At 65.3% G+C, this 22,534-nt stretch carries 10 protein-coding genes (1 of these 10 cut by a window edge); 6 read left to right on the top strand and 4 right to left on the bottom strand.

From position 1 onward, the window contains the following. Positions 1–28 precede the first annotated feature (28 nt). A complete protein-coding gene (locus MNAB215_RS25350; RefSeq protein WP_425436550.1) occupies positions 29–1,963 on the bottom strand; it encodes an APC family permease in 1,935 nt (644 codons plus the stop codon). A gap of 557 nt (positions 1,964–2,520) precedes the next feature. Between MNAB215_RS25350 and MNAB215_RS25345 the strand changes: the two genes are divergently transcribed. The 3 genes from MNAB215_RS25345 to MNAB215_RS25335 all read left to right on the top strand — a co-directional run bounded on the left by MNAB215_RS25345 (position 2,521) and on the right by MNAB215_RS25335 (position 6,850). Beyond that, positions 2,521–4,296 (top strand): NAD-binding protein, encoded by a 1,776-nt coding sequence (locus tag MNAB215_RS25345; protein ID WP_077081228.1) that lies wholly within the window; start codon positions 2,521–2,523, stop codon positions 4,294–4,296. A 193-nt stretch (positions 4,297–4,489) separates the two neighbouring features. After that, positions 4,490–5,839, top strand: coding sequence for a PPE family protein, SVP subgroup (locus tag MNAB215_RS25340; protein WP_077081227.1), 1,350 nt, complete (start codon positions 4,490–4,492; stop codon positions 5,837–5,839). A gap of 57 nt (positions 5,840–5,896) precedes the next feature. Continuing rightward, complete coding sequence (locus tag MNAB215_RS25335; protein ID WP_077081226.1) at positions 5,897–6,850, top strand: GGDEF domain-containing protein; 954 nt, start codon at positions 5,897–5,899, stop codon at positions 6,848–6,850. A 109-nt stretch (positions 6,851–6,959) separates the two neighbouring features. On the opposite strand, the gene MNAB215_RS25330 is transcribed toward MNAB215_RS25335, so the two are convergent. After that, positions 6,960–7,697 (bottom strand): VldE C-terminal domain-containing protein, encoded by a 738-nt coding sequence (locus MNAB215_RS25330; RefSeq protein ID WP_077081225.1) that lies wholly within the window; start codon positions 7,695–7,697, stop codon positions 6,960–6,962. A gap of 294 nt (positions 7,698–7,991) precedes the next feature. On the opposite strand from MNAB215_RS25330, the gene MNAB215_RS25325 reads away from it, so the two are divergent. Beyond that, positions 7,992–8,303 (top strand): hypothetical protein, encoded by a 312-nt coding sequence (locus MNAB215_RS25325; protein ID WP_077081224.1) that lies wholly within the window; start codon positions 7,992–7,994, stop codon positions 8,301–8,303. 64 nt (positions 8,304–8,367) lie between these two features. Here MNAB215_RS25325 and MNAB215_RS25320 read toward each other — a convergent pair whose 3' ends face one another. Continuing rightward, the gene (locus tag MNAB215_RS25320) at positions 8,368–9,396 is read right to left on the bottom strand and encodes a TIGR03617 family F420-dependent LLM class oxidoreductase (protein ID WP_077082327.1); all 1,029 of its coding nucleotides are present in this window, start codon (positions 9,394–9,396) and stop codon (positions 8,368–8,370) included. Positions 9,397–9,449: 53 nt separating this feature from the next. Next, positions 9,450–10,229 (bottom strand): GAP family protein, encoded by a 780-nt coding sequence (locus MNAB215_RS25315; RefSeq protein ID WP_245830478.1) that lies wholly within the window; start codon positions 10,227–10,229, stop codon positions 9,450–9,452. A gap of 463 nt (positions 10,230–10,692) precedes the next feature. Here MNAB215_RS25315 and MNAB215_RS25310 point away from each other — a divergent pair, with 463 nt between their 5' ends. Together MNAB215_RS25310 and MNAB215_RS25305 are read left to right on the top strand one after the other, a co-directional pair. Beyond that, positions 10,693–10,914, top strand: coding sequence for an MbtH family protein (locus tag MNAB215_RS25310; RefSeq protein ID WP_077082326.1), 222 nt, complete (start codon positions 10,693–10,695; stop codon positions 10,912–10,914). Positions 10,915–10,973: 59 nt separating this feature from the next. Beyond that, positions 10,974–22,534, top strand: partial view of a non-ribosomal peptide synthetase gene (locus MNAB215_RS25305; protein ID WP_077081222.1) — the start only. Its footprint extends 19,576 nt past the window's final position; 11,561 of the gene's 31,137 nt are visible here — the first part of the coding sequence; it begins with the start codon at positions 10,974–10,976; the stop codon falls past the right edge of the window.

Below are 22,534 nucleotides of genomic sequence, written 5' to 3'. Positions count from 1 at the left end.
CCGCACATCCCTGGGCGGCACGGCTCGGTCAGCCTGAGCGGGTCACCTCTGCGATCCGGGACTCGATGTCGTAGGGCAGGATCTGCGCCGCCGCGCCCGGTATGCGGCTGATGGCCCGCGCGATCTTGTCCGCGGTCCGGTCGTGCAGCAGCCGGCCCACCAGCGGCGAGTAGGTTCGGCGCGGCAACAGTACAGTCACCTTGGTGTCGGGATGGTCGTCGAGCACCTGCGAGACCAACTCGTGTGCGGCCCGGTTCAGGTGGCGGTCCGGGCACGGGATCACGCGCAGCCGGGTGTCGTGTTCGAAGACTTCCCACCGCTGGCGCAGCCGGGCGGCATGTTCGGCGTCGATCGCAAAATGGATTGCGGTGAGGTCGTCGGCATGCAGCCCGTTGCCATACCGGACAGCCTCGATCTCGGCGAGGTCCACGGCATCGACGAAAACGAGGACTCGATGTCGGGTGTATCGGTCGAGGTCGGGGCGCTCGGTCTGCGCCATCTGAAGAACGGATGCCTCAGCACGGTACTGCCGATTGAGCCGCATCAGGGCGAACACCAGGATCGGGAAGACGATGACGATGAGCCACGCGCCTTCGGTGAACTTGGCGACCGCGAAGATCGCCACCACGATCGTCGACAGGATCCCCGCTGACAGGTTGATCGCGACCTTGCCTCGCCAACCCGGCCCGCGATGGGTGTAAAAGTGCTTGGTCATGCCGTAGCCGGCCATCGAGAACCCGGTGAACACGCCGATCGCGTAGAAGGGCACCAGCGCATCGACCGAGCCTCCCGTGAGGACGAGCAACGCCACGGACAGCGCGGTGAGCGCGATGATCCCGTTGGAGAACACCAGACGGTGGCCGCGTTTCATCAGCGGGCGGGGCAGGAAGCTGTCCTCGGCGACGAAGCTGGCCAAGGCGGGGAAGCCGTTGAAGCTGGTGTTGCCGCCCGTGTAGAGGATCGCCGCGGTCGATGCCTGCAGGACGAAGTACAGGACCTTGCCGAACACGCCGTCGCCGAAGACCGCCCGGGCGATCTCGGACAGCATCGACGGATACCCGTCGACGTAAGGAGTGGCGTGCGTGACGTGGGTCAGCCAAGCAACTCCCGCGAGCAGGAACGCGAGGATGCAGGCCATCACGGTCATGACCTTGCGGGCGTTGATGCCTTCGGGCTTGCGCAGGCTGTTGACCGTGTTGGAGATCGCCTCGACGCCCGTCAACGACGAACCGCCGTTGGCGAACGCGCGCAACACGACCAGGATCGTCGCCCCCATGATGAGGCCGTTGCCGTGGTGGACTTCCACCGCGCCGGCAATGTGTTCGGGGTCGTAGATCGGCAGGTTGCCGATGAATTCGCGGATCACACCCACGACAATCGTCAACCCCACCATGACCGTGAAGGCGTAGGTGGGCAGCGCGAAACGAATCCCGGCCTCCTTCAGGCCGCGCAGGTTCATGAAGCACATCAACAGCACGACGCCGACGGTGATCTCGAGGCTGTAGGGGCCCAGTACCGGAACGGCGGAGACCACGGCGACGGTCCCGGCGGCGCATTGCACCGCGACGGTGACCACGTAGTCGATCAGCAGCGACGCGGCAGCGATCTGCGCGATCCGGGGGCCAAAGTTCTCGCGCGCGACCACGTAGGACCCGCCCGACCGGGTGTAGACCATGACGACCTGGCGATAGGACGCGGCGACCAACACCAGGATCAGCAGGATCACGCCGGTGATCGGAAGCAACAACGCAAACGCCGCCATCCCGGCCGCGGGCAGCAGCTCGATCATGATCTGTTCGGAGCCGTACGCGGTCGACGAGATCGCGTCGGGTGAAAGAACGCCGAGGGCAACGGGATTCGACAATTTTTCGTGCTCGAGCTCGGAGGTGATCATGGGCTTGCCGAGGAAGCCGCGTTTGCACACATCAGAGAACGACGACCACGCTTTGTGTCCGTCAGCCAAAGGTGTTGTCACAAGGCATATTCCTTACCCCCAGGGTTATCAAACACGGCGAAGCCTAACGGTTTATTAACGCGATGTCTTTTCCCGCCGGCGGAAGGAACGTGCAGAATCCCAAAGGACACAGAATGTTGCCAGGAATCCTGTCAGCACATTCCCAGAGAGTTATTCGGGCGTAACAAAAACGCCGGGATTAGTTACAAAAAGGGCGTTTATCTGAGGATCTCCTGGGTATCTGAGCGTCTGGTTCAAAGTTACTGTGAGATCAGCCACTCGTGCGCGCGGCGGACGTGTCGCTATCGCGGTTGCCCGCGCTTGTCCGCTCCGCGGCCAATGCTGAGCACCAAAACCATTGGGCTACAATCAGTTTTAGTAAATAGCGGCTCACTCCCAATTTGGGATGTCGAGTTCCGCTGCGGCTCAGAGTGATTCATGTGCTGTTAGTATTTCGTAAAGATCTGCAGCTGGATGGCGTGGCCCGCCGTATCGCATCGGTTTCTGCCGGCGGGCTCTACCGGGCATCCAGTCCTGATCAGCGTTTGCCGGAGGAGGTGGATCTCATGGACCAATGCGTCATCGTCAGCGGTGACGACGCGCTGGCGACGACTATCGTCGAGGAGTTGAAAAGGGCTGGCGCACGCGTCGCGAGACTCCTCGATTCTGAACTCGCCGGCACCCGCGTCAAGACTGAGCTCGCCCGAGCCGGCGTCGCGCATGCGGCGGCCGTCGTCTGCGCGGGTGATGATGATGCGACAAACCTCGAAATCGCCCTGCTGGCCCGGAAGGCCAATCCCCACATTCGCGTGGTCGCGCGGGTAGCCAACGAGGTGTTGCGGGAAGCGGTCTCCGCTGATGACCGGCTGAGCGTGATCCTCGGTGTTGCCGACCTCGCGGCGCCAGCGGTCGTCGAGGCGTGCCTGGCGCGCACCACTCACCCATTCGAAGTGGCCGGGATGGAGTTCGTTGTCTTCGGCGCTGAGGCGCCGTTCGACGCGACGCTGCGGGAAATCTACGGCGACCTTGCCCCGGTGGCGGTGGTGCCCGAGCAGGACGCCCCTGACGACACCGAGGTGGTGCCATGTCCGGGACGGGATTTACGGGTGAGCGGCGGTGACTGGACGGCGATGATCGGCACTACCGCGGAGGTTGCCGCCTGCGGAATCGAAATTCCGCGGCAGACCCGAATGCGGTCGCGGCAGTCGCGATTGCGCCGATTCATCTACGCGCTGCGCGCCCTTCCCAACGAGGTCAACCCCGCGTTTTATCCCTTGATCGGCGCCCTGGCCCTTCTGATCGCTAGCTCAACAACGTTGCTGCATTTCGCCTACACACACCCGGGGATGTCGTGGGTCGACGCGTTTTACTTCACGAACGAGACGATCACGACGACCGGTTACGGCGATTTCAGCTTTGCCAAACAGCCAACGTGGCTGCGGTTGTACGCCGCCCTGTTGATGGGGGCCGGCGTCACCACCACCGCTCTGCTCGTCGCATTTGTCGCCGATGTGCTGCTGTCGCGCCGCTTCCTCATGCTGTCCGCACGCCCGCGGGTGCGTCACTTGCGCAACCACATCATCGTCGTCGGGCTGAGCGCGCTGGGCGTTCGCGTCGTTACCGATCTGGCCAAAGCCGGGTACGACGTCGTGGTGGTTGAACGCGACCAGAGCAACTCTTTCTTGTCGACGACGGTCGAGCTTGACGTGCCAGTCATCTTCGGGGACGCGACATTACGCCAGACGTTGGAAGCGGCCAGGGTCGACACCGCTCGTGCGGTAGCGGTGCTGACCCGCGACGACATGATCAATATCGAGACCGGCATCGTGATCCGCGAAATGTTGGCCGCACAACCGGCACCGGACGGCAATCGATGGGGCGAGGTTCCGTTGGTGCTGCGGGTGTACGACCACGACCTGGGATCTGCGGTCGCCCAGCGATTCGGCTTCGAAAACGTCCGTTCCACAGTCGAACTCGCCGCTCCGTGGTTCATCGGTGCTGCGCTGGGTCTACAGGTGATGGGGACGTTTTCGGTCGGAAACCGATCGTTCATGGTCGGCGGGATGTACGTGCAGCCCGGCAGTGAACTCGATGGCGTGCAGATGTTCGAAGTGTCGACACAAACTCGAGTCATCGCGGTCACCAGGGAGGACGCGCCGGTTCGATTGCATCCGCGCCGCGACTCCCGGCTTGAGGCCGGCGACACGGTCTATCTCGTCGGTCCGTACCGCGAACTGGTGGAGACCCTGCGCAAGGGGCAGCCTTCTGCCCAGACAGTTACAGATGGTGCACACGGAACAGTCGGATGCCAACACGATAGCCACGAGGTCAAGGCCAGTTGAGAAGACAGCTGGACTCTGTTGCAACATAGCGAAAGTCAGCAGCAGCCGGACTTCGTTTTGCTCGGATAAGTCGGGCATTGCTCACAGATCTTCGGAGGGGATTTTCATGTTTGACGTGGCCGGAAAGTCGGCGCGCCACTCTCGCGACGCTGGCGCCAGTTACTTCACCACGTTCGAATAGGCCTGGCGTGCAATGGACTTTGCGACGCTGCCGCCGGAGGTCAACTCCGCCAGGATGTACGCCGGCCCGGGTTCGGGGCCGATGCTCGCCGCCGCTGCGGCGTGGGAATCGCTAGCCAGCGAACTGTATTCGACGGCGAGCTCCTACCAGTCGGTGGTCTCGGGGCTCACGACGGGGCAGTGGCTGGGCCCCTCGTCGGTCTCGATGGCTGCGGCGGCCGCGTCCTACGCCGGGTGGATGAGTGCCACCGCCGCCCAGGCCGACCAAACGGCCAGCCAGGCGATCGCGGCGGCAAGCGCTTACGAGGCGGCATTTGCGGCCACGGTGCCGCCGGAGGAGGTTGCCGCCAACCGCGCCCTGCTGATGCAGCTGGTTGCCACAAATGTGTTGGGGCAGAACACCCCTGCCATCGCGGCCACCGAAACCCAATACGGAGAGATGTGGGCCCAGGACGTCGGCGCGATGTCCGGCTACTCGGGCGCCTCGGCCGCGGCCACCCAGATGACACCGTTCAGCTCACCCCAGCAGAACACCAACCCAGCGGGGCAGGCGGGCCAGGCAACCGCGGTAACCCAGGCCGCCGGTACCTCGGCGGGAACGGCGCAGAGTGTCGTATCGAATGCCGCAACGTCGCCTTCCTCAGTACTGGGCTCGGTAGGCTCGGCGGGCGCCGCCCTCAACGGCGGTACCGCGTTGACGCCGCTGGACCTCTTGGGCTTGGGCTCGGACTTCATTGCATTCGGCATTGATGCCCCAATATCCCCATTGGGGGTGGTATCGATGCCTATCGACCTCATCGGTGCGGAGACCGGTATCCACACCGACGATATTGTCAGTAACTGGCAGTTGGTCGGCGGAATCTCGCCTGAGGGCCCGGCGGCGCTGGTGGCGGGGCCCCAGAACGTGACGTCGACGACGGTGCTCGGTGGACTGGGTGAGGCGAAAACGGTTGGCGCACTTTCGGTCCCGCCGACGTGGGCGGCCGCGACGCCCGCGGTGCGCCCGATGGCGCTGGCGTTGCCGGCCACCAGCGTCGCTGCCGGCGAGCAGCTGCTGACATCAGGATCATCGAGCGCGCTGAGCGAGGTGGCCCTGGCGAGCACGGCGGCGCGTTCGATGACCGATGCCTTTGGCCCGCGTCGCCGCGAACCGGCCAGGGCGGGTGGTGCAGAGAAGCGGGTGGCCGCACCCGCCGCCGACGACGCCGCGTCTGACGCTCACGACGCAGAGCCGCAGACCTCGCCGCATATCGCCGTGACGGGAGTCGCTGCCGAGATACGCGACCTCGGCAGGCTGCGCGACGAGGGATTGATGACCGACGAGGAATTCACCCATCAGAAGCGTCGCCTGCTCGGCCTGTAACACCCAGCACCCCGGGATCACCACGTAACACGTGGTCGGCGGCTTTATCCTGAGCACGTGTCTTGGCGCGCCGACCCCCAGCCATTCGCGCCGCGCTGGCATGCCATCGGGCTGGCGGCCTACCTCGCGGTGCTCGCGCTGTACGCGGTCGCCGGAACCTACGTCGCCGGTGCCCGCGTCGATCCCCGGCTGTATCAGCTCCTCGCCGCGGCGGCGCTGCTGGGAATCATCGTCGCCGTCGTCGGCCGCCTCTGCGGCTGGCAGGAGCTGCGCGTGCTGCTCGTCGGGTGGCCGGTAGCGGCTCTCGTCGTCACCGTCCTCGTCGGGGTCGTTGAGCCGGCCGCCACTCGCAACCTGCCCGGGACAATCACGATTTCGTTCGTCTACGTCGGTCTCACCTGCCCACGCTGGCGGTCGCTTGCCGTCGTCCCGTTCGGGGTCGTGGCGTTCGTCGTGGGCGGCGGCAAGGCTCTCCCCGAATCGTTGCCGATCGTGGTGTCGGCTGCGGTCATGTGGATGCTCGTCGCGGAGGTCCCGGCCTGGCTGATCGCCCAACTCGAGGCCCAGAGTGCGCTGCTCCGCGAGATCGCCCACACTGACGCGCTCACCCAGCTGCGAGACCGGAGCACGCTCGGGCCCCAGCTGTCGATGCACGCCAGCGAATCGGCTGTCGTACTCATCGACCTGGACAACTTCAAGAACTACAACGACCGCCACGGCCACGAGGCCGGCGACAAGCTCCTCGTTGATTTCGCCGACGCGCTGCGGTGGTGCGTGCGCGAGGGTGACATCGTGTTCCGCATTGGCGGCGACGAATTCCTGCTCATGCTGGTCGGCGCCGATTCTGCGGAGGCCGAACAGACTCTTGTCCGCCTGCGCGAGCGCTGGGCCGAGGTGGGCCGTTCGGTGGGCTTCAGCGCAGGCATTGCCGCCGGTCAGCAGGACCTGATGCGCCTGGCCGACGAGCACATGTACGCCAACAAGCGCGCCCGCGGATTGCGCACCGACTGACCCGGGGATCGAGGAAGGCCGGCACGCAGTTGCGGTCTAGTCGGTGCCGTCCGCCCCACATTCGGGCCGCAGCGGATGCACGTCAGTGGCCTTCTAGAGATTCCGAAACTCACCCTGGCGGTGAGGCGGTCATGGATCCGATATAGTAGATCTCTCTCCCGGTCGGATACCCGCCGCCGTCCGTGGCGATGTGTACGTGGTCGTAGTGGTTGGCGGTCTCTGAACCCAAGTCCGCCGTCCAGCTCCCCGCGCCGACACCCGGGTAAATCTTTTGCCGCCAGATCACATGGTTGATTCCCCAGCGTTTGGCATTTGCCAGCGCATACCCGGCGATTTGATTGCCGAGTTCAATTCCTTCGGGACTTTCATGGTTCGGGATCATCACGTCGATCGCCAACCCGTTGGGATGCCATGGCAGGGGATCCTGGCGGTACCCGTAAATCGTCTTGATCTGCGGAAACAACAAGCTGATGGCGCGGGCCGCCCAGATGGTCTTGACCTGCAGCCTGTCCTCGGACGCGACGCCGGCCGGTAGCGCGACCTGGAATGGCTGCGCCGCGGCCGGGGCGCTTGCCGCCAACGACTCCGCCTCGGCGGGACTGGCGATGTGCGGCGCGCTGGTCGGCACAAATGGCGGAATCGACGGGCCCGCCACCGGAGCTGAGGGTGCCGCCGCCGGAGTTTCGACCCGGCTCGGATGCTCCGTGCTTTGCGCGTAGATCATCGCGGCGGAGACAACGAGCGACGCCGGGATCGCCAACCAGCGGTCCCGGCCCTTGGCTAACACGTCTCTGGCCACGAACAGCACTTTAGTGTCGTCTGCAACGCGTGTGGCCAACTTCGCCATCTCGGGTTCGGCGGATCGGGTGGAGCTACGGCGGCTCCGCGTAGCCGCAACACATCCTTGATCCCGCTGAGAATGTGCTGGGTATCTGCGCAAAGAAAAGAGTTAAGCGGTCAGAGTTCGGCCGGGTTACCGGCACATCACAATTCGCTCATAGCGCAACGTCAGGCCGCACGCAACCTTCCGGGTGCCGCTTATGGGGACCGGCTCTGTTGCTACTTGCACCAAGTGTTTTCCTAACGTTCACACAGTCAGGAACCAGCTGGCTCTCGGTTAGCCTGCGTACGGTCGGCGACCATGAAGAAATTGCTTTCGGCCATACCCTTGATGTTTGCTTTGGCCGTTGTTGCTATGCCCGGCACAGTCGCTACGGCTCACGCTGATCCGATTGCCTTCGCTCCCGACTGGCCCGTCCACCCAAACCACACCGAAAAGACGATATGTTCTGCGCTGCAGCAGGGCTGGTCACGTCGTCAAATCGTTGCGGCAGCGGAAAACGCCAACAATTCCGATCTGACCGGGATGGACGTGGACCAGGCCGGCGAGCGCGCCGACGCCCTGATCGACGCCGCCCGCTACGCGGATTGTCCGGCGCTCAACGCCAGCTGAGCCACCCGCGAGCGGAGCGGATGCATTCAATTCAACTGATCCGCAGCGTAATTAGACCCTGGTCTCAGCGTGTCGCACATCGAGACGAAATGCGTTGCGCGACGGCACCATATCGCTCGAGCCGGTCGAGGTCGGCGAGCGCGTTGTACAGGACGATACGAGTCGCGATTCCTGCGTACTTGTCGACAAGGGCGTCCTCCAGACCGTCCCAGGTCGATTCCGTGGCAAAGACGGCAAGGTGTTTATCGGTGATTTCCGACGCCATGCCTTTGAAGTCGCCGCGCTTTTGCTTCTCGCGAATTCGCGCCGTCGTTCCTTCGAATCCAGCCTCGTCCAAAATAAATGAATAGTTGGGTGTGCTGGCATAAAAGCTGATGCTCGCCCGGGCGAGTTCACGCTCTGTGCGCCGTTCGTCCTCGGTGTCGCCGACGATCGTCATGACGGGCACGATCACCGCGACGTCGGACGGCGAGCGATCCGATTTCGCCGCGCCCTCGGCAAGATTAGGTAGCACGTGGCGCGCCAGGTAGCCGGGTTCACCCAGGGGATGGACATGAACTCCGTCCGCCACTTCGCCTGCCATCCGCAACATCCAGGGGTTGACCGCGGCGACGTCGACTTTGGGATCGGGCGCATCGATGGGCCCCGGACTCCACTGCGGAGTGATGAAGTCGAGGTCGTAGAACTCGCCGTGGTGATCGAGTTGTCCCGTCCGGAAAGCCGAGAAACAGGCTTTCACCGCGAGCGCGTAATCGCGCAGGCGCGGGCCTGGGTGATCGAAGGTCGTGCCGTATCGCCGCACGACATGGGTGCGCACTTGGGTGCCAAGACCCAGGCGGAATCTTCCATTGGTCGCCTCCTGTAGCTCCCACGCGTTGGCCGCGGTGACGAACGGACTGCGGGGAAAGGCGACCGCAACGCCGGTCGAGAGCTCCAGACCGGGCGCGGCCTGAGATGCCACGGCGGCGTTGAGATAGGCAGTACGTCCGGTCTCGGTGAAAAGAAGGCCGGAGAAGCCCGACGCCTGCGTACGCCGGGCGATGTCGCCCATCCGTCCCAAGGGCTGAGGAGCGGTCATCGCGTCGACATGCATTGTCGAACGGTACATCTCACGAGCTTTGAGTGCGGTCGATCAGGGGCCGTAGCTCACATGTTGCCGATGCCCTCCGCGAGCTGCGAGACCCCAACCACGGTGAACATGGTCACCAATATCTGTCGACGGTAGGTCAGCACCCAGTCATGCAGGGCCCGGACAAAGGAGTGCGTCTTCACCGGCGCGATCAGATAGCCGACCAGGATGATCTCCACGGCTACATACATCACGACGACGAACGCGATGGCGGCGCCGACCTGCGCGGTGACCGTGGCTCCCGACGCCATGATGATCGCGACCATGAACAGCACCCCGTCGACCGGAACCGATGCGAGGCCGATCACCCACGCGATCCACAAGGATCCGTTCTGCCACGCGTCATGGCTGCGGCGCAGCAGCCGCCGCATCATGGACTCGTCCTCCGTCGGAGGGCCCTGCGCGCCTCCGAGCAGACGCCGGATTGCCGGCGGGGCCGCTGAGTCCAGCGTCGCGCCCGACGCGCCGCCGCCCGGCGCCGGTTGGGGCACGCGCGGGCGGGCGAAGAACCGCGCCGCGATGACCGCAGCGATTGTGAGCCCGATCGCACCTATGCCGATCTGGATGTGGGCGAGGGTGGAATGTGTTGTGCGGGTGGGGGAGTCGTGCCGGACAGACCCGAACATCGGTGTGAAATGCAGCACAATCAGGGGAACAAGCAACTCCGGAACGCACACCGTCAGGCCGCCCGCCCAGTAGGCCAGCAGATTCGGCCCGGGTCGTGGCCGGGAGATCATCAGAAGGGCAAGGCCGAGACGCATCGGGTTGAGTGCGGCCAGCAGCGCCAACCCGAGCACCGACCCCCACATTGGTGCAACATTACCCGGGCGATCGGCGCCAAACCGGCGACTGCCATCGGCGTTGCGGTACGACTCGGGCGACAGCAATTAGCAGCGACGTCAATTGTCGGCCTGAAATGCGATGCTAGAACTTGCTTGTCGGCATCGACGCGCCATCGTCCGGCGAACTGTGTTCATTTGTGGCCGATTAGATGACACGAGCGCAGTGACCAGTGGTCGCTGTGAATCTGTTAGGAACCGAGAAATCAACGGGGTGCCGAGGTTTCGCTCGGCGACGCGGCGGGTACAAAGCGATCTGGTGAGTTGGGATTTGACGCCAACGTAGACGGTCGCATCGAAACTAGCACCGCGAGTTACAGTTTGACCTTCATTGACCTTGTGAGCGAGAGTGATCGCTCGCAAGTCGCGCCGTGCCTGGAATGTGCTGGCTCGGCGCGCCGCGCTTATAGGGGGCAATTCGATGCAGACCAATCCGTTCGATGACGCCAACGGCGGCTTCTTCGTCCTTATCAACAGTGAGAAGCAACACAGTTTATGGCCAGACTTCGCGGATGTCCCCGCCGGCTGGCAGGTCGTTTACGGAAAAGCCAGCCGCACAGCGTGTCTCGACTACGTCGACCGAAATTGGACTGATATACGTTCGAAGAGTCTGCGCGAAAGATTGGCACAGCCGAGCTTCTGAGACGTAGACCGTCCGGGTACGGGGATCCGGTCAAGTTCTGAAGTTCGGGGGGATCTGAGTTGGAAATAGATGACCGAGCGCTCCCGCTGACACGCGGGCAGCTCGACATATGGCTTTCCCAGCAGACGGGGCGCTCGGGTGCTCAGTGGCATCTCGGCCAATTCGTCCGAATCGATGGACCCGTCCGTGCTGATCTACTCGAGCAGGCAATTAAACAAGCGATGCAAGAGGCCGAACCACTTCGTGCCACTTTCTTCGAAGTCGATGGCCAGGTATTCCAAAGGGCGATCGATAACCCCGACATCACGCTGGATTTGTATGACTTGACGGGCTCGGACGATCCCGCGCGCGAAGCCCGTGAGATGGCGACGGCGATCCAATCCACGCCGATGCCGCTTAACGACCTGTTGATGAAATTTGCCTTATTCCAAACGGGGCCTACCGAATATTACTGGTTCGCCTGCCTGCACCACATAAACGTCGATGGCTCCGGCATTGGGCTGTTAGGTCGGCGTATCGCGGCCATCTACTCCGCATTGGTTAACGGTTCGCCCATTTCGCCCGCCTTCTTCGGCTCGCTGCGTGACCTCATTGGCCTGGAGTTGGAGTACGAAGCGTCCAACGACTATCTCGAGGATCGGGCCTACTGGGCCGAGAACCTTCCTGCCGAAAGCGGACCGGAGTACTCGTCGCCCCCCGGTGCGGACGATCCGGTTTCGTACTGGCCCTCGGAGCCGGCGCAGTTGGACCCGTCCACCCTCGCCCGAATCAAGCAGCTCGCCAAACGATTGGGCGTCCGTCAATCGTCGGTGATCACCGCGGCGTGCGCGCTGCTGGTGCGTGCGTACGGTGATGACGGAGCGGACGAGGTGGTGCTCGACTTCCCGGTCAGCAGGCGGGTGCGGCCGGAGTCGAAAACCCTTGCCGGGATGATCACCGGGGTGGTCCCGCTGGTGTTGACGACGTCGGCTTCGTCGACGTTTGGTGCGTTTTGCCAGCATGTGGACAAGCGGACCCGAGAAGCGTTGCACCACCAGCGATTTCCCGTACACACCCTCAGCGGCGAGAGCGGTCTTCGGGACCCCCGTCGGGCAGGGAATCGGGTCGTTGTCAATTTCATCCTCGCCCGACTTGCCTTGGATCTGGCCGGAGTTCCGGCGACGGCGACCTTCACCACCTTTGGCCCGGTAGCTCATTTCGGACTGTTCTTCCTGGGATTCGGTGGTCAGAATTCGCTGAGCACGGTCGGTGCGGGACAACCCTTTTCGAATTTTGCCGCCACCGACTTAGTGCAGCGGCTGGAGCGAGTGCTCGCCGCGATGACGGCCGACCCTGACCTGTCGCTGTCGTCGCTGAGCGTGCTCGTCGAATCGGAGCGTGCCCGGTTGGACGAGATGGGCAATCGGGCAGCGTTGACCCGACCCGCGGCCGCGCCGGTGTCGGTTCCCGCGGCGTTCGGCGCGGTGGTCGACCGCGCCCCTCATGCGGTCGCGATCAGCGCCGAGGGCCGCGAATGGACCTACCAGGAGCTCGACGAGGCGTCGAATCGCGTGGCGCACTTGCTGATCAGAAACGGTGTTGGTCGCGGCGAGCGGGTGGCATTGCTGTTTGGCCGCTCGCCTAAGGCGATCGTGGCCATGCTGGCGGTGCTGAAAACCGGGGCGGCCTACCTGCCGATCGACCCGGCGCACCCGGCGGCCCGGATCGAGTTCATGCTCACCGACGCCGCACCGACGGCCGCCATAACCACCGGCGCGCTGGCCGATCGGCTGGGCGCGTATGGGCTGTTGGTCGTAGACATCGACGATCCCCGCCTCGAGATCGAGCCCGCCTCGGCGTTGCCGTCGCCGGAGCCGTCGCCGGACGATCTCGCCTATCTGATTTACACGTCGGGCACCACCGGCACCCCCAAGGGTGTGGCCATCACCCACGACAACGTCACCCAGTTGTTGAAATCATTGGATGCCGGCCTGCCCGCCAATCAGGTCTGGACACAGTGCCATTCGTACGCCTTTGACTTCTCGGTATGGGAAATCTTCGGTGCGCTGTTGTCCGGCGGCCGGCTCGTCGTGGTGTCCGAGGCGGTCACTGGCTCCCCGGACGAGTTCCACGACTTGCTGATTTCGCAGCAGGTCAACGTGCTCACCCAAACACCCTCTGCTGTAGCCATGTTGGCGCCCGAGGGTTTGGAATCGATGACACTGGTGATGGGCGGTGAGGTCTGTCCCGCCGAGGTGGTGGATCAGTGGGCGCCTGGCCGGGTGATGATCAACGCCTACGGCCCCACCGAGACCACCATGTGTGTGTCGATCAGTGACCCCTTGACCGCGGGGTCGGGACCACCGCCGATCGGCACTCCGGTGCCGGGCGCGGCGCTGTTCGTCCTCGACAGGTGGCTGCAGCCAGTCCCGGCGGGCGTGGTCGGTGAGTTGTACGTGGGCGGTAGCGGCGTCGGGGCGGGGTATGTGGGCCGGTCCGACCTGACCGCGTCGCGTTTCGTGGCATGTCCTTTCGGAGGCGTGGGCACCCGGATGTATCGCACCGGGGACCTGGTGCGATGGGGCGCCGACGGGCAGTTGCAGTGTCTCGGACGCGCCGACGACCAGATCAAGATCCGCGGGCATCGCATCGAGCTCGGCGAGGTGCAGGCGGCGCTGGCGGGACTCGACGGCGTCAAGCAGGCGGCGGTGATCGCACGCGAAGACCGCCCTGGGATCAACCGCCTCGTCGGCTACATCACCGGGACCGCGGACCCGGCCGACGTACGTAGTGTGCTCACCGAGCGGCTGCCGACCTACATGGTTCCCGCGGCGGTAATGGTGCTGGACGAGCTGCCGCTGACCCCCAGCGGCAAACTCAATGTCCGTGCCCTTCCGGCGCCGGAGTACGCCGGTGGTGAGTATCGCGCGCCGGCCAGCCCCGTCGAGGAGATCCTTGCCGCCATCTACGCCGAGGTCCTGCGTGTGGAGCGCGTCGGCGTCGACGATTCGTTCTTCGAGCTGGGCGGCGACAGCATCTTGTCGATGCAGGTGGTGGCCCGGGCACGCGCCGCCGGCCTGCTGTGCCGGCCTCGCGATGTGTTCGTAGAGCAGACCGTGGCCGGGCTGGCCCGGGTGGCCACCGTGGCCGATAGCCAAGCCGGCCCGGTCGATGAGGGTGTCGGGCCCGTGGTGGCCACCCCAATCATGCGCTGGCTGAAAAACATTGAGGGTCCGATCGAGCAGTTCAATCAGACGGTGCTGGTGGAGGCTCCCGCAGGAGCTACCGAGGCCGACGTGGTCGTGGTGCTGCAGGCCTTGCTCGATCGGCACGCCATGTTGCGGCTGCGGGTCGAGGACGACGGCGCCGGCGGGTGGGCGTTGTCGGTTCCCGAGCCAGGAACGGTCGATGCGCGCGATTGCCTGCGCAGCACGGATGCCTTATCCGATGAGGCACTGGTGGAAACCCGGTCGCGGCTGAACCCGGCGGCCGGGGTGATGCTGAGCGCGTTGTGGATCGACTCCACCAGCCAACTGGTGTTGAGCATCCACCACTTGGGCGTCGATGCGGTGTCCTGGTGGATTCTGCTGGAGGATCTCAACACCGCATGGGCCCAGCACGGTGGGGGACAGCCGGTGGCGTTGCCCGCGACCGGGACGTCGTTCGCCCAGTGGGCGTCGGTGCTTGCTGACCACGCGCACACGGTGACAGAGCAGGCGGATGCCTGGAAGCGGGTGGCGGCGACCCCGCTGGCGCTGCCGGCAGTGAACCCGGCTGTGGATACGTATGCGACGGCCCAAAACCTTTCGGTGTCACTGGATCCCGAGACCACCGGCATGCTGCTGGGTGAGGTGCCCGCCGCCTTCCACGCCGGGATACACGACATCTTGTTGATCGCCTTCGGGTTGGCCTGCGCCGAATTTCTGGACAGCCGTGGCACGCCGATCGGTATCGACGTCGAAGGCCACGGGCGACACGAGGAGCTGGCCGCTGAGGTTGACCTGTCGCGCACGGTGGGATGGTTCACCGCCAAGCACCCCGTGTCGCTGGTGCTTGGCGGGGTTTCCTGGCCGCAGGTAGTCGCCGGCGAGGCCGCGCTCGGGCCGCTGATCAAAGACGCCAAAGAGCAACTTCGTGCCCTGCCGGACCCACTGAGCTACGGCCTGTTGCGTTACCTCAACGACGACGTCGACCTGAACCACGCGGACCCGGCGATCGGCTTCAACTATCTGGGGCGCCTGGGTGCGGCGGTCCAGGCATCCGGCGACATGTGGTGGATCGGGCCCGAGGGCATGTCGATGGCGGACGCTGCCGCGGCGGTGCCCATGCCGTTGGCGCACACGTGCGAGGTCAACGCCGTCATCGTCGATGGCGACACCGGCCCGGAGCTGCATGCCAACTGGACGTGGGCGCCATCGGCTCTGAACCACGAGGCGGTCGCCCGGCTGAGCCAGTTGTGGTTCGACGCCCTGGCCGGCGTCGGCGCACACGTGCGCCGCGGCGGGGGCGGTCTGACGCCTTCGGACATCGCGCCTGCCAAGCTGACCCAGCAGCAGATCGATGAGCTGCAGCGGCAACACGAGATTGCCGACATTTTGCCGTTGACCCCGCTGCAGCAGGGGCTGCTATTCCATTCCGGCGCCGCGCACGACGGTGACGCCGATATGTATGCGGTGCAGCTCGACTTCACCATGACCGGCCCGCTGGATCCGCAGCGGCTGCGGGAAGCGGTGCAAACGGTGATCACCCGCCATCCGCACCTGGTGGCCAAATTCTGCGACGACTTCGACGAGCCGGTGCAGATCATTCCGGCCGATCCCGCCGTGGAGTGGCGTTATCTCGAGCTCGGCGCCGACGACGCCGACAGCGATGAGCAGATTCAGCGCTTGTGCGCCGACGAGCGCGCCGCGGTGTGTGATTTCGCCGACCAGCCCGCTTTCCGAGCGCTGCTCATCCGCACCGCTGAGCGGCGGCATCAGTTCGTGCTGACCAATCACCACATCGTGCTCGACGGCTGGTCGCTGCCGATCTTGCTGCGCGAAATCTTCACCGGTTATTACGGGCAGCGCCTGCCCGCCGCCGCCCCGTATCGCAGCTTCATCACCTGGCTGGCCGAACGTGACCTCGACGCCGCCCGCGCGGCCTGGGGCCAACTGATGGACGGCTTTGAGAACCCCACCTTGGTCGGTCCACAGGATGCGCTGGGACTGGGACGCCGAGGTTTTCACTCCGTTCGGGTGCCGGAGCAGACCACGCGGGCCCTCAGCGAGGTCGCCCGCTTGTGTCACACCACCGTCAGCACCGTGTTGCAGGGCGCCTACGCACTGCTGTTGACCTCGTTGACCGGCCAGCACGATGTCGTGTTCGGCACCGCGCGGTCCCGAGCGGGCGATCTGGAAGTTGCCGGCGCGGAATCGATGGTCGGGCTGCTGATCAACACGGTGCCGGTGCGGGCGACCATCACAACGGAGACCACCACCGCAGACCTGCTGCGCCAGCTGCAGAACGACCACAATGACACCATCGAGCACCAGCATCTCGCGCTCAGCGAGATTCACCGGATCACCGGCCACGAAAGACTTTTCGATACCGCTTTCGTCTACGAGAACTACCCGGTCGACGCCGCGGCAATGGCGAGCATCAACGAGTTGGGCATCACCGACATCGTCAACCGCGAGTACAACCACTTCCCGCTGACGATCGAGGCGCTGCCCGGTCGCGAGCTGGACCTGCGCGTCGAATTCGATACGGATATCTTCGACGAGGCGGACATCCAGAAACTGATCGACCGGTTGCGACGGGTGTTGGTGGCGATGACCGCCGATCCGAAACGGCGGCTGTCGACGGTCGATCTGCTGGACGCCGGCGAGCGTGATCTGTTGCTGTCCAAGTGGTCTGGCGCCGGAGTGCAGGCACCGATCGGGCTGGCAACGCAGTTGTTGGCTCCGGCGGTGGCGGCGATCCCGGACGCGGTGGCGCTGGTCGACGGTGACCGGGAGTTCTCGTACCGCGAGCTTGACGAGTGGTCGACGCGGCTGGCGCGGGTGCTCATCGACGCCGGCACGGGCCCCGAACGCGCGGTCGGCGTGGCGATGGATCGCTGCGCGGAGTTGGTGGTCGCGTGGTGGGCGGTGGTCAAGGCTGGTGGCGTCTATGTACCGGTAGATCCAGCCCAGCCCGTCGAGCGCATCGCGAGCGTGCTGGACGAGGTCGCGACGGTATGCGTATTGACTTGCGGCAGCGATGCTTTGGCTGCGGCCGGGTCCCGCCCAGTGCTGCGCGTCGACGGTCTCGACTTGTCCGGGCGGTCCGCCGAGCCGATCACCGACGCCGATCGTCGCGCTGCGCTCGAGGTGCACAACACCGCATATGTGATCTTCACGTCGGGGTCCACCGGTGCGCCCAAGGGGGTCGCGGTGAGCCATGCCGGTCTGCTCGGGATGGCGGTCGCGCAACGCGAGTTGTTCGGACCCGATTCCGGTGCGCGGGTGTTGATGGTCGCCGCACCAACCTTTGATGCGTCGCTCTTCGAGATCCTGTTGGCGCCGGTGACGGAGTCGACGCTCGTGGTGGCACCGCCGAATGTGTATGCCGCGGAGCCGTTGACCGCACTGGCGCAGACCCAGCGGGTCAGCGCCGCGGTGCTGACCCCGACGGTGCTGTCGTCGCTGGAGCACGACCAGCTGGGCGGACTCGACACGATCATCACCGTGGGAGAGGCGTGCCCGCCGGAGCTGGTCTCTGCCTGGGCACCGGGCCGGTGGATGTTCAATGCCTACGGCCCTACCGAGACCACTATCTGGGTAACCGGGACCTCGCGGCTGTCGGCGGGGCAGCCGGTCCCCATCGGCGCGCCGATCCCGGGCGTGCGCGCATTGGTGCTGGACGCCTGGCTGAAGCCGGCTCCGGTCGGGGTGGTGGGTGAGCTCTATCTGGCTGGGCCCGCCCTGGCACACGGCTATATCGGTCGCGTCGGGTTGACCGCAGAACGATTCGTGGCCAACCCCTTTGGCGACGTCGGGACGCGAATGTACCGCAGTGGAGACCTCGTGCGGTGGACGCCCGACGGCGCCCTCGAGTATCTGGGCCGCGCCGACAATCAGATCAAACTGCGCGGGCAGCGCATCGAACTGGGTGAAATCGAAAGCACCCTGCTGGCCTGCCCGCAGGTCCTGCAGGCCGCCGCCACCGTGCATCACAACGCCACCGGCGGCGCTCACCTCATCGGCTACATCACCCTCAATCACGACGAGACCCCCGACAACGACGCCGAAATCGTCGAAGAGTGGCAAAACATTTATGACGAGCTCTACGGCGGCGATGAGGCGCCGAAGTTCGGCATGGACTTCCGGGGCTGGAACAGCAGCTACACCGGCGATCCGATTCCGCTCGAGGAGATGGCGGAATGGCGCGCGGCCACGGTCGACCGCATCATGTCCCTGCAGCCCAGGCGAGTGCTGGAAATCGGTGCCGGCTCCGGGCTGCTGTTGTCACAGGTCGCCCCGCAGTGCGAACGCTATGTCGCGACCGATATGTCGGCCGTGGCGATCGACAACCTCCGCAACTCGCTGGAGCGGCTGCAGCTTCCGTGGCGTGATCGGGTAGAGCTACGGGCCCAGCCCGCGCATGTCACCGAGGGACTGCAGCGCGGCTACTTCGACACCATCATCGTGAACTCGGTCGTCCAATACTTCCCGAATGCGGGGTATCTGGCCGACCTCATCGAGACCGCCATGGAGCTGCTCGCCCCTGCCGGCTCGCTGTTCCTTGGCGACATCCGTAACCACAACCTGCAGGGCGCGTTCCAGACCGGAATCGCGCTCGCTCGCACACCCGGCGCCGACAGCGCCGAGATCCGTCAACGGGTTCATCACGCTATGCTCGGTGAGCCCGAATTGCTTTTGGCGCCAGAGTTTTTCAGTGCTTGGGCGGCTGATCAGCCAGCGGTGGCCGGACTCGACATCCGAATCAAGCGCGGACTGGGCGATAACGAACTCAGCCGGTATCGCTACGACGTCGTCGTCCACAAATCCCCCGCGCCGGTGCGCTCGCTGGCCGACACACCGGTTTGGGCGTGGGCTCAATGCGCAGGCCTGCGCGGTCTGCAGAACCGGTTGACTTCCCAGGGTCCCGCGGCCGTTCGTATCCTCGACATCCCGCGCGCCGGAGTGGCCACCGATGTCGCCATCGAACAGGGCCTTGCCGCCGGGCTGTCCGTGGCCGACGCGCACGCCCAGGCCCGCGCCATCGAGATGGGCGAGGCCGTCGTCGCAGAAGAACTGCACTATCTCGGTGAGGCCACCGGATACCAGGTCGCCGTCACCTGGGGCACCCGACCCGGCACCGTCGATGCCGTATTCATCGCTCACGACGAGCACCTCGCGGCGGTGACCGACCTTTATCTGCCACCAGCCGTGGCGCACCGCCGCGCCGCCTACGCCAACGATCCCCGTACCAATACCAAGATCGGCGCGGTACGTCAGCGGTTGAGCGATTGGCTGCCCGACTTCATGGTGCCGTCGCACATCATGGTGCTCGACGAGTTCCCGTTGACGTCCTCGGGCAAGCTCGACCGCAGGGCCTTACCGGCGCCCGAGTATGACGACGCCGATAGTTACCGCGCTCCGGGCGGCGCTGTCGAGGAAATCCTGGCCGGCATCTACGCCCAGGTGCTGGGGCTGGAACGCGTCGGCGTCGACGACTCGTTCTTCGACCTCGGTGGTGACTCGCTGTCGGCGATGCGGCTGATGTCCGCGGTCAATTCCGCCCTGGACACCGACCTTTCGGTTCGCACCGTCTTCGACGCGCCCACGGTTGCCCAGTTGGCGCCCCGTATCGGTGGCGATGCGGCGCGGCTGGAGCCGTTGGCGGCCGGTGAGCGTCCTGCGCTGCTTCCGCTGTCGTTTGCCCAGAACCGCTTGTGGTTTATCGACCAGCTGCAGGGGCCCTCGCCGATCTACAACATCGCCGTTCAATTGCAGCTGCGCGGGCGGCTTGATCCCGATGCGCTGGCGCTGGCGTTGCGGGATGTGATGGCCCGCCACGAAAGCCTGCGCACGGTATTCACCTCCTCCGAGGGCATACCGCAACAGATTGTGATCCCGGCCGAGCAGGCCGACTTCGCCTACCGTGTCGTGGATGCCAGCCGATGGTCGCCAAGTCAGCTGGCCGAGGGCATCGAGGCCGCGGCGGGCTACACATTCGACCTGGCAAATGAGAGCCCGTTACACGCAAGCCTTTTCACCGTCACTGCGGACGAACACATTTTGGTGGCCGTGGTGCACCACATCGCTGCCGACGGCTCGTCGATCACGCCGTTTGCGCGCGATCTGGGCGTGGCCTATGCCAGCCGATGCGCCGGTGGAGCTCCCGGCTGGGCCGAATTGCCGGTGCAGTATGCCGATTTCGCCTTGTGGCAGCGCGCCCAACTGGGCGATGCCGACGACAGCGACAGCGCGATCGGCGCGCAACTGGCCTTCTGGGAGAAGGCTCTGGGCGGGATGCCCGAACGCCTGCAACTTCCCACCGATCGGCCCTACCCGCCAGTCGCGGATCACCATGGCGCCCGGGTGGCAGCGGACTGGCCGGCGGAGCTGCAGCAGCAGATTGCGCGGGTTGCCCGCTCGCACAACGCGACCGGCTTCATGGTGGTTCAGGCCGCGTTTGCGGCGCTGCTCTCCAAGATCACCGCGAGTACCGATGTGGCGGTGGGATTCCCGATCGCCGGGCGCCGCGACGCCGTGCTGGACGATCTGGTTGGGATGTTCGTCAACACCTTGGTGCTGCGCGTCGACCTGGCTGGAAATCCCACCTTTGCCGAGTTGCTCGCGCAGGTGCGCCGGCGCAGCCTCGCTGCGTTCGAACACCAGGATGTGCCCTTCGAGTTGCTGGTGGAGCGGCTCAACCCCGCCCGAAGCCTGACCCATCATCCGCTGATCCAAGTTCTGTTGGGCTGGGAGAACTTCTCCGGGCACGAGGCCAACCCCGCCGCCGGATTCCCTCTGGGCGATCTCCATGTCACGCCGATGCCGGTCGACACCCACACCGCCCGTATGGATTTGACGTTCTCCCTCGCCGAACGCTGGACCGAGGACGGCGAGCACGCCGGGATCGGTGTGATGGCCGAGTACCGCACCGACGTTTTCGACGCCGGCAGTATCGAAGCGATGATCGACCGGTTGCAGCGGGTGTTGATGGCCGTGACGGCCGATCCCCAGCAGCGGTTGTCGACGGTGGAGTTGCTGCATCCCGCTGAGCACGCCCGGCTGCAGAGGTGGGGCAATCGCGAGGTGCTGACCCGGCCCACCGCGCCGGCGTCGGTGCCGATGTTGTTCGCCGCGCAGGCGGCCCGCACACCCGAGGCGGTGGCGCTGGTAGGCGAGGGCCGGTCGATCACATATCGAGAACTCGACGAGGCGGCGAACCGGTTGGCGCACCTGTTGCGCGGCCGGGGCGCCGGTCCGGGTTCATTTGTCGCCCTGACATTCTCGCGTTCGTCCGGGGCAATCGTGGCGATCTTGGCGGTGCTCAAGTCCGGGGCCGCTTATCTGCCGATCGACCCGGCGCTGCCTGCGGCGCGGATCGAGTTCATGCTGGCCGACGCCGCACCCATCGCCGCGGTGACCACCAGCGCGTTGGCCAGCCGGCTCGACGCGTTCGATGTGTCGGTGATTGACGTCGACGACCCCGCCGTACACGCCCAACCCAGCACCGCGCCCGCGGGCCCGGCCCCCGATGACCTCGCCCACATCATCTACACCTCGGGCACCACCGGTGTGCCCAAAGGTGTTGCAGTCACGCATAATAACGTCGTTCAGCTTTTCGATTCGCTGGAGATCGGCGTGCCGCTGACGCCGGATCAGGTGTGGACGCAATTCCATTCGTATTCGTTCGACTTCTCGGTGTGGGAGATCTGGGGCGCGCTGCTGCATGGCGGGCGCCTGGTACTGGTGCCCGATTCTGTGGCCCGCTCACCGGAAGAGTTCCACGCCCTGCTGGTCAGCGAGCAAGTCACGGTGCTTACCCAAACGCCTTCTGCTGTCGGCATTCTCGAGCCCGAGGGTTTGGAATCCGCGGCATTGGTGATCGGTGCGGAGCCCTGCCCGCCCGAGCTGGTGGATCGTTGGGCACCCGGCCGGGTGATGGTCAATGTCTACGGCCCGACCGAAACCACGATGTGGGCGTCCAAGAGTGCGCCACTGAAGGCGGGCTCGGGCTTCCCGCCGATCGGCTCGCCGGTGTCGCGGGCCGCGTTCTTTGTGCTGGATGGTTCGTTGCGGCCGGTGCCCGCGGGCGTGGTCGGCGAGTTGTACCTGGCCGGTGACGGCGTCGGCTGCGGTTATTTGCGTCGGCCCGATTTGACCGCGTCGCGCTTTGTCGCGTGCCCGTTCGGGGCGCCGGGATCCCGCATGTATCGCACCGGGGACCTGGTGTCCTGGGGTCCCGACGCGCAGCTGCGTTATCTGGGCCGCGCCGACGAACAGGTCAAGATCCGCGGCTACCGCATCGAACTCGGCGAAATCCAGGCCGCCCTGTCCGCGCTCGACGGGGTGGACCAGGCAGTGGTCGTCGCCCGCGAGGACAGCCCCGGGGACAAACGTCTGGTGGGTTACGTCACCGGGGCTGCCGAACCGGTGAAGGC

The organism is Mycobacterium numidiamassiliense, assembly GCF_900157365.1.
Classification (GTDB): domain Bacteria; phylum Actinomycetota; class Actinomycetes; order Mycobacteriales; family Mycobacteriaceae; genus Mycobacterium; species Mycobacterium numidiamassiliense.
Note: the sequence above shows the minus strand (reverse complement) of the source record. Positions and strands in the feature narration are given on the sequence as shown.